The sequence below is a fragment of the Faecalicatena contorta genome (assembly GCF_001404335.1).
Taxonomy (GTDB): domain Bacteria; phylum Bacillota; class Clostridia; order Lachnospirales; family Lachnospiraceae; genus Faecalicatena; species Faecalicatena contortus_B.
In genome coordinates this window covers 1-13580 of record NZ_CYZU01000091.1, presented here as the reverse complement: position 1 = coordinate 13580, position 13580 = coordinate 1, and the positions used below count along the sequence as shown (strand labels likewise).

Annotated in this window: 10 protein-coding genes; all 10 read left to right on the top strand. The window is 43.6% G+C overall.

The window, feature by feature from the left end; all coding sequences use genetic code 11:
• Window positions 1-55 precede the first annotated feature (55 nt).
• Window positions 56-946 (top strand): hypothetical protein, encoded by an 891-nt coding sequence (locus tag ARB69_RS24575; RefSeq protein WP_055155295.1) that lies wholly within the window; start codon window positions 56-58, stop codon window positions 944-946.
• A gap of 2 nt (window positions 947-948) precedes the next feature.
• The gene (locus tag ARB69_RS24570; protein ID WP_055155294.1) at window positions 949-3270 is read left to right on the top strand and encodes a DUF262 domain-containing protein; all 2322 of its coding nucleotides are present in this window, start codon (window positions 949-951) and stop codon (window positions 3268-3270) included.
• A 554-nt stretch (window positions 3271-3824) separates the two neighbouring features.
• Window positions 3825-4265, top strand: a complete 441-nt coding sequence (locus tag ARB69_RS24565; protein WP_050640000.1) for an RrF2 family transcriptional regulator — start codon at window positions 3825-3827, stop codon at window positions 4263-4265.
• A gap of 61 nt (window positions 4266-4326) precedes the next feature.
• On the top strand, window positions 4327-5616 hold the full coding sequence (locus tag ARB69_RS24560) for an O-acetylhomoserine aminocarboxypropyltransferase/cysteine synthase family protein (protein ID WP_055155293.1): 1290 nt from the start codon (window positions 4327-4329) through the stop codon (window positions 5614-5616).
• Window positions 5617-5645: 29 nt separating this feature from the next.
• Window positions 5646-6578 carry a cysteine synthase A gene (gene cysK, locus ARB69_RS24555; RefSeq protein WP_055155292.1) on the top strand — a complete coding sequence of 311 codons (933 nt, stop codon included), beginning with the start codon at window positions 5646-5648 and terminating at the stop codon, window positions 6576-6578.
• Window positions 6579-6769: 191 nt separating this feature from the next.
• Window positions 6770-7027, top strand: coding sequence for an HPr family phosphocarrier protein (locus ARB69_RS24550; protein ID WP_025657285.1), 258 nt, complete (start codon window positions 6770-6772; stop codon window positions 7025-7027).
• Window positions 7028-7067: 40 nt separating this feature from the next.
• Window positions 7068-8690: a phosphoenolpyruvate--protein phosphotransferase gene (gene ptsP / locus ARB69_RS24545; RefSeq protein WP_055155291.1), complete on the top strand. Its 1623-nt coding sequence runs from the start codon at window positions 7068-7070 to the stop codon at window positions 8688-8690.
• Window positions 8691-8699: 9 nt separating this feature from the next.
• Window positions 8700-9524 carry a MurR/RpiR family transcriptional regulator gene (locus tag ARB69_RS24540; protein ID WP_055155290.1) on the top strand — a complete coding sequence of 275 codons (825 nt, stop codon included), beginning with the start codon at window positions 8700-8702 and terminating at the stop codon, window positions 9522-9524.
• Window positions 9525-9656: 132 nt separating this feature from the next.
• Window positions 9657-11990, top strand: a complete 2334-nt coding sequence (locus tag ARB69_RS24535) for a glycosyl hydrolase family 95 catalytic domain-containing protein (protein WP_055155289.1) — start codon at window positions 9657-9659, stop codon at window positions 11988-11990.
• Window positions 11987-13420: a PTS transporter subunit EIIC gene (locus ARB69_RS24530; RefSeq protein ID WP_050640006.1), complete on the top strand. Its 1434-nt coding sequence runs from the start codon at window positions 11987-11989 to the stop codon at window positions 13418-13420. The genes ARB69_RS24535 and ARB69_RS24530 overlap by 4 nt, the downstream gene beginning before the upstream one ends.
• Window positions 13421-13580 lie beyond the last annotated feature (160 nt).

The window sequence follows — 13580 nt, the reverse complement described above, 5'->3', positions numbered from 1 at the left end:
GCAAGTCTAAAACGACCAATGTGTAGACCTGGCCGCCGGAAACGGCGGTCAAAAAATGAGCCAGTACTCATGGTTTACCGTATACACGAAAACTAATCCTAATGTAAATATTAATGATGATGTTAGTATACCTTTTGCAGAAATTAACGATGTAAAGTTACAAGAAATACAAGCAAATATTGAACATTATTATGGTGAGTTTATAACATCGCTATTATGTGATATCGCTTCAGTTACTTCATCTAGTTTAAGATTTGCTAATTCAGAATTTTGGAAATATTTTATTTCATTATTACCGCCAGAAAAATTGTATAAGACTGCCCATGAAGTTAATCTAATAAAGAATAATTCCTTATATAAGTTTCTTGCAAGCAATTCATTTTTAAAGCAAAAAAGATTCAACAATTTACTGGACGATAAATTCGATTCTTTATTGATTGAGATGGGAGGCCTATTTCCTGGGGGGATTAGTATTTTGAGATCTATGCAAATTGTCAATGAAGTAAGAAATTGTTATAATATTACACCAAAATTAAGTGAATCAATTCAGCATTTACAAAAAAGCCAGCTATATCAGTTTCTTGATATGCCAACTTCTAGTCTATTTTTAGACTTATCAATTAATCAATTGGCATACCCGATGCACTATGTTTCTAAATTAACTAAACGTTTATCATATAAAGCAAAAGATACGATTATGTATTTAGATGCAATGATGTTTGATGAGTGTAGATATATTTATGATTGGATGCCATCTATTGATCAAGTGGTTAACTCTTTTCAAAATTTGAGTTGGCAATATGTGTTTCGCTTTGCTGTGGATGGATTAGTAAAACAACGACTTAAATACAATAATGAGTATTTTTACCAAGGCTCTGTTATAAGTAAGGAGATTCCCCAATTTAAAGAACAAATAATTAATGAGAGAATACATATAGGAGGTTAGATATGCCGGCATTTGAGATGAACTGTGATGACATAATTGGTGTTTTTAAAAATAGTTTAAGAGTGGAGAATACAGTTAAATCTATATCTCATACCTTTTTGAACGAGAGATATTCAAAATCTGTAGATTTTGCTCCTTATTATCAAAGAAAATATGTTTGGGATGAGGACAAAGCAACGTATTTTATCGAGAGCATTTTATTGGGTACTGAAGTTCCACCAATAGTTTTATTTGAGAATGGTACTAAAAAAGAGGTGATTGATGGAAGACAAAGATATGAAACGATAAAAAGATTTTTAGAAGATAAAATTGTTTTAACTGAAAAAGGATTAAAAGCATTAACTAGTCTAGCTGGATTGAGATATATTAATTTACCAGATAATGTAAAGGATACCTTTAGAAATACAAAAATTAGAATATTAAATTTCAATGTTGTTAATGAACCTGCTTTAAACGAATTACAGAAAGATAAAGTGAAAAAAGAAATATTTAGAAGATACAATTCTGGGATTACTGCCCTTAAATCTCAAGAAATTGAACGAGCAGAATATATTAATGATATTATAGCTAAACAATTAAAGATTCATCTTAATAACGATTCGAATTTATTAGAACAAAATACAGCTCTATTTATTCCACAGAGAAAACATAATATGCAAAAAAGAGATAAAGTTAATTATTTGCTATCGAGAATTAGATTTTTATTAACTTTACCCTATATACCTATATATAGTTATGCTGGAGCAAAATCAAGAGTTGATTGTATTAAAACTTATTATTATGAAAAATTTAAAGAATGTGATCCGAAACAACTAATTGAAATGTATACATGTCTAATAAAAAAACTTACAAGATTTAAAAAGTCATTAAGTAGGTTTAATTCATTTTTGGCTGAAAATATATTGGTGTATGAAGTCTTTTTTTGGGCATTTACAATTATTTATATGAAGGACAAGACTATTTTAAATAAGATAAAATGCAAAGACTTAGCTAAAGATTTTTCCTCAATTACGATGGAGGATGATGCGGTGTGGAAAGGAATTGAAGACCCTATCAATATAGAGGAAATTTTTGTTCAATCTGGGAGCCATTATTATAAGTCAGTTGTTAATAGGCATTTGTTAGTGAGTAATTTAATAAAGGGATTGTATCATATAAATTATGATGATAACCTAAGAAACTCTGTAGAATTTAAGCGGATAATGTCAATAGATATAAAAAAGGAGCAGATGGATACATTTCAGTTGACTAAAACAGATCCTGCATCATCTTCAATTTATGATATATTGCAAGATATAAAAGAATCAAAGTTTTTAATAAGACCAGAGTATCAGAGGTCAGAAACTATTAATAAACAAAAGGCATCATATTTACTAGAAAGTATTCTTTTAGATATTAGGATTCCTCCTATATTTATCTATAAGCGAGAGGATAAAGTATATGAGGTTATCGATGGCCAACAACGTCTTTTGGCTATTATAGGTTTTTTAGGAGAGGTGTACAAAGATGAAGATGGTAAATTTAAAGAATCAATTATTCATAATTATAAACTGTCTAAACTAAGGATTTTAAAGGAACTTAATGGAATGGATCGTGAAAGAATAGAAGAGTATGATAATAGCTTAATAGATAAAATACTAGATTTTCCGATTGATATTGTTGAGATTAATCAACTTAATAATCGAAATTTTTCACCAATAGATCTTTTCTTAAGATTGAATTCTAAGCCTTATACGATACTTCCGAATACGTTTGAAATGTGGAATGCTTATATAGATAAAAAATTGATAGATAAGATCAAATCTATAACTAATGAGTACTCAGAAAATTTATTAAAACCATTAGATAAACGCATGAAAAATGAAGAATTAGTGACAACATTAGCTTATATTGATTATAAAACAAGAGGCGATATCAAGGCTTCTGAAATTGTCAATATTTTTATTCGTAATAAAAGAATAAATGCAAGAATGAACAAAAAATCTAATATTACTTCTTTGCTTGATAACTTAACTAGAAATAATGATTTAGGGTTTTTGGATTCAGTAGATCAAGTGCATATATTTTTTGAAAAATTACAAATTCTTACTGGCGAAAATTTTGAAAATTTTAATCAGTTGATAATGCATAAAAAGTCAAATGTTCAAAGTAAGACAAATCAGAATTTTTATCTATTATGGATTATGTTGAATAATGTTAGCAAAGAAAAATTGAGATTAAATTCAAATGAAATTCATAGTAAAATAGCAGAATTATTCACTATAGTGCAAGATGTGCCGGACAATCTTACAATTAATAATTTTATTGAAACAATAGAGTTATAGAAAAGGTGTGATAAGGCTCTTATCTTTATTATATGTTTTTGATTATCCTTAAAATTAACATGCGAAAAGCCCCATTTACAAGAGACTCACTAGAACCAAATTCTTAGAATCCCACCGGGAAACTAATTTTTCCTGCCGGTTGGATGAACCCAGCCTTGCGTGGAACGGGGCGGGGGCAGACAGAAGCATATCGCTGTTTGGAATACATCCAGCGAGTTTAGCAGCAGTTAGAGGAAACACACAAAATCAGCCGGAGAAAAGTTAGTCACCAAATTAACTTTTCACTACGCCTGAGCCGTCCAATCATCAGATTGGGCGGTGAATGCGTAGGGTTCCGGCTGATTTTGTGTGTTTCCTCTTACTGCTGCTTAGCGCAGCGCCAGTATCCAAAGAGCGATATGCTTCTGTCTGTCCCCGCCCCGTTCCACGCGAGGCGTCCCCCTAAGCATAAAAATAAGTTGCAAAAATTTGTATTGACATGGTAGGAATTTGGGTGTATAACATTAAATATACAATTCTTATCAAGATAGTAGGATATAGAAAGAAGGTGTTATATGAAGGTATCTACTAAAGGAAGATACGGACTACGCGCACTTGTGGACATGGCAGCGAATTCCCAGGAGGGTCCGATATCCCTGATTCAGACGGCGAAGCGGCAGAATATTTCTTTAAATTATCTGGAGCAGGTCTTTGGAGTTTTGAGAAAAGCCGGCATTGTTGTCAGCGTCAAGGGGGCCGGCGGAGGATATAAGCTGGCCAGGAGCGCCGAGTGCATTACAGTGAAAGAGATACTGGAGGCTTTGGAAGGGGAATTTTCCATTATCGACAGGAATGGGGAGGAGGCCGCGGATCCTGTACAGAAAGCGATACAGGAACTGGTGTGGGATGAGATTGACAGTAAGGTGAACGAATTCCTCGGGAAGCGGACACTGGCCCAGCTGGTGCGGGAGTACAGAGAGAATCTGGATTGCAGTACGAATATGTACTATATCTGATCCAGACAGGTTTAAAGGAAACATGAAAAGGTGAATTGACAGGAAAGTGAGGACAACGCAGATGAGCAGAGACAGAAAATTAAGATTTGAGACATTGCAGTTACACGTAGGACAGGAGCAGCCGGATCCGGCGACAGACGCAAGGGCGGTTCCCATTTACCAGACCACGTCCTATGTATTCCGGGACTGTGAGCATGCGGCTCAGCGTTTTGGACTCGCTGATGCGGGGAATATATACGGAAGGCTGACGAACAGCACCCAGGATGCCTTTGAGAAACGAATCGCAGCGCTGGAGGGCGGCTCGGCTGCACTCGGCGTCGCATCCGGTGCGGCGGCAATTACTTATACATTTCAGAATCTTGCTAAGCAGGGGGATCATATTGTAGCCTCAAAATATATTTATGGGGGCAGCTATAACCTGCTGGAACATACGCTGCCGGATCAGGGCATTACCACAACTTTTGTGGATCCGGATGTGGAAGGCGCGGTGGAAGCGGCAATTCAGGAGAATACAAAAGCAATATTTATAGAATCTATCGGGAATCCGAATGCAAATCTGGCCGATATACAGGAGATCGCCGATATTGCCCACAGACATCAGATCGTCCTGGTAGTGGACAGTACATTTGCCACGCCGTACCTGCTAAGGCCCTTTGAATACGGTGCAGATATTGTTGTTCACTCTGCAACTAAGTTTATCGGAGGACATGGGACCGCTTTGGGCGGAGTTATTATTGAAAGCGGAACTTTCGACTGGAAAGCATCCGGTAAATATCCGCAGCTCACGGAACCGGATCCGAGTTATCATGGCGTACGCTTTTATGACGTGGCAGGAGCCGCGGCATTTGTAACGAGAATACGCGCGGTGATTCTGCGGGATACAGGGGCAACCATGGCGCCGCTTCATGCATTTTTGTTTCTGCAGGGCCTGGAAACATTGTCACTCCGGGTGGAGCGCCATGTGGAAAACACGCTGAAGGTCGTAGAATTTCTGCAGGCGCACCCAAAAGTATCGAAAGTAAATCATCCTTCGGTGCAGGACAGTCCGTATCATGAACTGTATCATCAATATTTCCCCAATGGGGGCGCTTCAATCTTTACATTTGAAGTAAATGGTACAGGGGAAGACACTAAGAAATTCATTGATAACCTGGAGATATTCTCTCTGCTCGCCAATGTTGCAGATGTAAAATCACTGGTCATCCATCCGGCCAGCACGACGCATTCCCAGATGACGCCCGAAGAGCTGGAGGCTTCCGGCATCAGGCCGAACACGGTCAGGCTGTCCGTGGGAACCGAGCACATAGATGATATCCTGTATGACCTGGAACAGGCTTTGGAACGAATATAAAATATAGATACAGAATTGGAGGCAGTAAAATGGCAAACATATATAAAAGTATTACAGAACTGGTAGGAAGGACGCCGATACTGGAGGTGTCGAATATTGAAAAGGAACTGAACCTGGAAGCGCGCATTCTGGTAAAGCTGGAGTACTTTAATCCGGCCGGGAGTGTGAAGGACCGCGTGGCTTTGAATATGATTGAAGACGCGGAGGCGAAAGGCCTGATCAAACCGGGAGCCACGATTATCGAACCGACCAGCGGAAATACCGGGATCGGGCTGGCATCGGCGGCGGCAGCCAAGGGATATAAGGCAGTTTTTGTCATGCCGGAGACGATGAGCATCGAGAGAAGAAAGCTGCTGCTGGGTTATGGCGCAGAGATTGTCCTGACCGAAGGGGCGAAGGGAATGAACGGAGCCATCGCAAAGGCGGCGGAACTTGAAAAGGAACGGGAAAATGCAATTGTACTTGGTCAGTTTGTGAACAGTGCAAACCCGGAAATTCATACGAAAACAACAGGTCCCGAGATCTGGGAGGACACCGATGGCCAGGTGGATATCTTTATTGCGGGCGTAGGCACAGGCGGAACTATCACGGGAACGGGAACCTACCTGAAGTCCAGAAAGCCGGATGTGCAGGTGATTGCAGTGGAGCCGGCCGGCTCCCCGGTACTGTCGGGCGGAAAACCGGGACCACATGGGCTGCAGGGCATCGGTGCAGGTTTTATACCGGAAGTGCTGGATACAGATATCTATGAATCCATAGTACAGGTGAAGGACGAGGAAGCCTATGCGGCCGCAAAACTTCTGGCAAGGAGAGAGGGCGTGCTGGTTGGAATTTCCTCCGGCGCGGCGTTCCATGCGGCGGTTGAAGCTGCAAAAAAACCGGAAAATAAAGGCAGAACTATCATGGCCATCCTGCCTGACACAGGAGAAAGATATCTTTCCACACCGTTGTTTGAGTCATAAAAAAGGGCATTTTGCGGCATTTGCCCTGTGGAGAATCCGCAGGGAGTGTGCTGCAAGATGCCCTTCAAATGCCGTTTTTTTAGATCTTAAATGGAAAGTAGTGTGAAATAATTTATAAGCAATTGAAAAAAACGGAGATATGTTATATACTAATTGAAGTTAAAAATAAAAAATAGGAGGAAAATAGTATCATGAAAGAATTTAAATATGTTATTACAGACCCGGAGGGAATTCATGCGAGACCGGCAGGACTGTTGGTAAAGCAGGCTGCAGGCTATAAATCTGCCGTTAAAATCGTTAAAGGCGAGAAGAGTGCCGATGCAAAGAGAATCTTTGGAGTAATGGGACTCGGAGTAAAAACAGGGGAAGAGATTACTATGACAGCCGAGGGCGAAGACGAAGATCAGGCAATCGCAGAATTAGAGGCATTTTTTAAAGAAAATTTATAAATAAAAGAGCACTTATCATTTGTATATAAGGGAAGGTACTATGATTACAATAACAGGTAAAAGTGTATTTGGCGGTGTATCCATCGGAAAGCTCTCATTTTATAAGAGGAATCAGAAAGTGATCAAGCGGTCACACGTTGATGATATAGAGGCGGAATGCACCCGTTTTCAGGAGGCAAAGACCGATGCAGTTGAACAGCTCAAAGGGCTGTATGACAAAGCGCTTGAGGATGTGGGCGAAGCGAATGCCATGATTTTTGAGATACACCAGATGATGCTGGAAGATTTGGATTACATTGAATCAATCGAAAATATTATACGTACCCAGGAAGTAAATGCAGAATTTGCGGTAGCAACAACGGCGGACAACTTTGCGCAGATGTTTGCTTCTATGGATGATGCATATATGCAGGGGCGTGCGGCGGACGTAAAGGATGTATCCGAGCGTGTACTGGACATCCTCTGCGGCGTGGGAGAAAGTATGGCTCAGACGGATGAGCCGTGTATTATTGCAGCGGATGATCTGGCTCCCAGCGAGACTGTACAGCTGGACAAGAGCAAGGTCCTTGGATTTGCAACCATGTATGGTTCTTCCAATTCCCATACGGCAATTCTGGCAAGAACGATGAACATTCCCGCAGTCATTGGCATGGGAGAGGAACTGTTGGCCCAGTATGACGGCAGGATGGCAGTAATTGACGGTTTCACCGGGATACTGTATATTGACCCGGACGAGGCAACGCTGGCAAAGATGCAGGAGAAGCGGGCAAAGGATCTGGAACAGAAGGCCCTTCTGGAACAGCTGAAAGGCAAAGAGAATGTAACAAAGAGCGGCCAGAAAATGAATGTATATGCTAATATCGGCAATGTATCCGATGTTGGCGCTGTCCTGAAGAATGATGCAGGCGGAATCGGCTTGTTCCGGAGTGAATTCTTATATCTGGAGAACGACACGTTTCCGACCGAGGAGCAGCAGTTTACAGTGTATAAGCAGGTTGCGGAGAATATGGCTGGCAAAAAGGTTATTATCCGTACGCTGGACATAGGAGCAGATAAACAGGTTGATTACTTCGGGCTGGACAAGGAAGAGAATCCGGCGCTGGGATACCGTGCAATCCGTATCTGTCTGACGAGAACAGAGATTTTTAAGACGCAGCTGCGTGCGCTATACCGTGCAGCTATGTTCGGCAATATTTCCATTATGTTCCCGATGATCATCTCAGTTGATGAGATTTACAAGATCAAAGAGATTATTGCAGAAGTGCAGAGTGAACTGAAGGCGGAGGGAATTCCGTTTAAAGAGAATGTGGAGACCGGCGTGATGATCGAGACACCGGCATCTGTCATGATCAGCAGGGAACTGGCAAAAGAAGTAGACTTTTTCAGCGTGGGTACAAATGATCTGACTCAGTATACGCTGGCGATTGACAGGCAGAATTCCAAACTGGATGCATTCTATGACCCACATCATCCGGCAGTGCTCGCGATGATCAGGATGGCGGCTGAGAATGCTCATGCAGAGGGCAAGTGGATTGGGATCTGCGGTGAACTGGGAGCCGATCTGGAACTGACGGAAGAATTCCTGAAGATGGGGCTGGACGAGCTTTCCGTATCCCCATCCATGATACTTCCGCTGAGAAAGCGCATCAGAGAATGCGAATAGAAAAAGACAATGCATATTTTATATCAGCGTTTAATCACCACAATTAATGAGGAAATTGTCGGCACAACGGAATACCATATCGCCAGTCTGATGCTGGAGAATATCAACCAGCTGTATCAGATACCGATCGGGGAGATGGCTGCCCTGTGCAGTGTATCAAAGTCTACGGTATCCAAGTTTGTGAGAAGGATTGGTTTTGACGACTATACGGATTTCAAGCTGGAGGCTATGCGCCAGCGTGAAAAGGATGTTTATATCCGGGGCGGAGATTCGGTGAACATTACGGATTACATTTTGGAACATGGGATGGACCGTTATGTCCAGGTGCTGACGAATGATATCAGGAATCAGGCGTCCTCCATTGATATGGAAAGGATAGAACGCCTCGTGGAGGATATCCACGGTTATAAGAAAATTGCCGCTTTTGGGGAGATTTATTCCGAGACGGCAGCGTTGAATTTTCAATACAAAATGTCCTACTACAGAAAATATGTCTATACAACGATTAATGACAGGAAGCAGGAACATTATATTGCAGAGGCCGGCGCAGATACACTGCTTTTAATTTTCTCGAATTCAGGACGCTATATCAGCACGTTTTCAAAGCTGGACGGAGAACCTGAGAAAGAATGTTTTAATAAAACAAAAGCAAGGGTAGTTCTGATTACATCCAACACAGAGATGGAAAGGGACCCGAGAGTGGATATGTGCATTTTTCTAAAATATGGGGAGCGGGTCCAGAATCATCCGATTCTTTATCAGTTCCTGATCGAACAGATCACAGCAAGGTATCAGAAGAAGTATGGCTTTCCTGATGATGTAATCATTGATTAATCTTGTGTATTGCAGTAAAGATTAGGTTAAAATAACAGAAGTTTTGAGAGAGTTTCCATTTTGCGAACTTTTTCGGAACTTCTGTTTTTTTTGCTATAATGACCTCAGAAATTTGAAGGAAGGAGAATCGCGATGAACGAAATCTGGTTTCGGAACGAAGCAGAGGAGTGGACAGAAGCACTTCCCATAGGAAATGGTTTTATGGGAGCTATGGTCTTTGGCAGGACATCGGTTGAACGGATACAGGTCAATGAGGATTCTGTCTGGTCAGGCGGATACATGGAGCGGGTCAATCCGGATGCAAAAGAGCACCTGCATGAAGTGAGACAGCTGCTAAAGGAGGGCAGAGTGCAGGAGGCGGAACTTCTGGCTTCCCGTAGTATGTATGCATCCTACCCCCATATGAGGCACTACCAGACATTGGGAGATGTATGGATTGACTTTTTTCATACACGCGGCAGGCAGATCGTGAAGAAGAAAGAGAACGGAACTTCGTTTGTGGAGTATGAACCGCCGGTTTTCGAAGGATATCGAAGGAGCCTGAATCTGGAGGATGCAGTGGGCAGCATTGCATATAAGACAGAGAAGGGAACTGTAAAAAGAGAATTTTTTGCCTCCGCCCCGGCACAGGTTCTGGTTTATAAAATGTACGCAGATGCAGGCGAGGCGTTGGATTTTGAAGTTTCTCTTACCCGAAAAGACAACCGTTCGGGAAGGGGCTCGTCTTTTTGCGACGGTACAGAGGCACTTGGAGACGATACAATACGCCTGTACGGTAAAAACGGTGCGGATAACGGGATTGCCTTCGAGATGGCGGTGCGGATTGCCTCGAAAGGAGGGCGCAGGTACCGTATGGGCAGCCATATTATCGTAGAGGGCGCGAAGGAGGCGGTGCTTTTTATAACCGGCAGGACGACTTACCGGAGTGAAGATCCAGCCGCGTGGTGTATGGAAACCTTGAAGGCGGCCGGTACCCAGCCTTATGAAGCGTTAAAAAAGCAGCATCTCGATGATTATCATGTACTTTATAACAGCAGTGTACTGGAGCTCGGGAAGGAGGCGGAACTTGAGCGGCTTTCCACCCCGGAACGTCTTGCCCGGATGAGAACCGGGGAGGAGGACGTTGGCCTGGTGAATCTGCATTATAATTTTGCAAGGTACCTGCTGATCAGTTCCAGCCGTGAAAACAGCCTTCCTGCCAATCTGCAGGGAATCTGGAACGAAGACTTTGAACCGGCCTGGGGCTCCAAATATACGATTAATATTAATATCCAAATGAATTATTGGATAGCGGAAAAGACGGGGCTTTCCCGGCTGCACATGCCGCTCTTGGAGCACCTGAAAACGATGCGGCCGCATGGGCAGGAGACCGCGGAGAAGATGTATGGAGCGCGCGGATTCTGCTGCCACCACAATACAGACATCTGGGGGGACTGCGCACCGCAGGACAGCCATGTATCGGCGACCATATGGCCGATGGGCGGGGCCTGGCTCTGTCTTCACATTATTGAACATTATCTGTATACAAAAGACCGTGAATTTATGGATGAATTTTATGGAATACTGAGGGACAGCGTTCAATTTTTTACGGATTATATGGTGCAGGACGAGCAGGGATACTGGATGACAGGGCCGAGCAGTTCCCCGGAAAATATCTATATGAATGAGCAGGGGGAATGCGGGTGTCTCTGTATGGGGCCTGCCATGGATTCTGAAATCCTCAGGGAACTGTTTGGCGGATACCTCAGGATCACAGAAGAACTCGGCCTGGAAGACGAGCTGGAAAAAGATGTGAAAGCACGTCTGGACGGGCTGCCCCCGATCGAAGTCGGAAAATACGGACAGATTCAGGAATGGCGGAAGGACTATGAAGAAATGGAGATCGGACACCGCCACATCTCCCAGCTGTTTGCCCTATACCCTGCAGCGCAGATACGTCCGGACACAACGCCCGGGCTGGCGCAGGCAGCGCGTCATACTCTGGAGAGACGCCTGAGCCATGGAGGCGGCCATACGGGATGGAGCAAGGCCTGGATTATTCTGTTTTACGCACGGCTCCGGGACGGGGAAAAAGCGTGGAAGAATCAGCGTGAGCTGCTGACTGGCGCCACGTTGGATAACCTTTTCAACACGCATCCGCCATTCCAGATAGACGGAAACTTTGGAGGCGCCTGCGGCCTGCTGGAAATGCTGGTGCAGGATTTTGAGGATATCGTCTTTCTGCTCCCGGCCCTCCCCCAGGCAGTAAAAAATGGAAAAGTGCAGGGAATCCGCCTGAAGTGCGGATGTATTCTGGATCTGGTGTGGAAGGACTCGCAGATTACAGAAATCAGGCTGCTGGGAATGCGGGATTCTGCGGTTATAATTGCAGACAGAACAGGGCGGCGGCAGAAGATTAAGTTTCAGAAGGAACAGAGTATGACTTTTGATTTTAAGGAATTGAGCGAAGGAGGATTTATCGAATGAAGTACGAAAAAATGATCGAAGAGATTGTAGAAAAAATCGGCGGAAGAGACAATATATCCAGCGTCTACCACTGTGCGACACGGCTGCGCCTTCAACTGAAGAATGAAGCGGCAGCGGATGACGAAGCGGTGAAAGCAATTGATGGTGTTCTATCCATCGTCAAAAGCGGCGGCCAGTATCAGATCGTGATCGGACAGCACGTAGGGGATGTCTACAAAGAAATGCTGGCCATGCTGGGGATGGACGGCGAAAAGACGGAAGTAAGAGATGCCAAAGAATTCAAAGAAGAAATGAAGAAGAAAAAGGTAACAAACCAGTTTATCGATCTGATATCAGGCGTATTCACGCCAATTCTGGGAATGCTTACCGCAACCGGTGTAATCAAAGGCCTTCTGGCACTGCTTACCGCGACCGGCCTGCTTTCAACCGCATCGGGTACTTATCAGATCCTGAACATTGTGGGCGACTGTTTTTTTAACTTTCTGCCGGTGTTCCTTGGATACACCGCGATGAAGAAATTCGGGGGCACGCCGTTTATCGGAATGGCCATTGGAGCGGCGCTGGTTTACCCATCCCTCACGACGATTATGGCAGGGGAACCGCTTTACACACTGTTTGCAGGAACCATTTTTGAATCTCCGGTCTACGTAACATTCCTCGGAATTCCTGTCATTCTGATGAACTACGCAAGCTCTGTGATACCGGCGATTGTGACGTGTTATTTTGCCGCAAAAGTAGAAAAATTCTTCGCAAAGAGGATGAGCGACTTGTTCAAGACTTTTGCTGTACCGGCGCTTACCCTGATCATCAGCATTGTTCTGGCGTTCCTGATTATCGGGCCGGTTGCAAGTTTTGCGAGCAGCCTGCTTGGAGCCGCATTTACGGCATTATTTGATCTCAACGCGACAATCAGCGGTTTCTTATACGGTGCGTTAATTCAGGTATGTGTTATGTTCGGCGTACACTGGGGATTCGTTGCAATTTCTGTAAATAATCTGGCGACCATGGGATTCGACCCGATCACAATCGCAGGCCTCTCTTCCGCATTTGCACAGGCGGGAGTGGTACTGATGATTATGCTCAAAACAAGAAATAAAAAGCTCAAAAGCGTATGCGGTCCTGCGATCCTTTCAGCCATGGTAGGTATTACAGAACCAGCAATCTATGGTGTCACACTGCAGTTCAAAAAGCCGTTTATCCTGGCGTGCCTGGCTTCTGGTATCGGTGGGGCAATCATAGGATTCGGCGGAGTAAAACAATATTTCTATGGAACAAACGGGATCTTCGGATGGCTGCAGGTTATCAATCCGGAGACGGGATTTGACTCATCGGTTGTGGCGGCTATTATCGCATGTATCGTAAGTTTTGCTGCGGCAATTATCCTGATGGCGGTGTTTGGGAAAAATACGGTGCCGCAGGATCAAAAATAAATCGGGATTTAGTGACGCGCTTTAGTCGCGGCACGGATGGGGACGCTCCATGAAGAGATAGCCGAAAGCCTCCCGGAGAACATCCGTGTCCTTTCAAAAATGCGGCCGCGGGCCTAAGAAATTCTAGGCGGGAAACAGCCCTGAAAATGGAGCACCACTG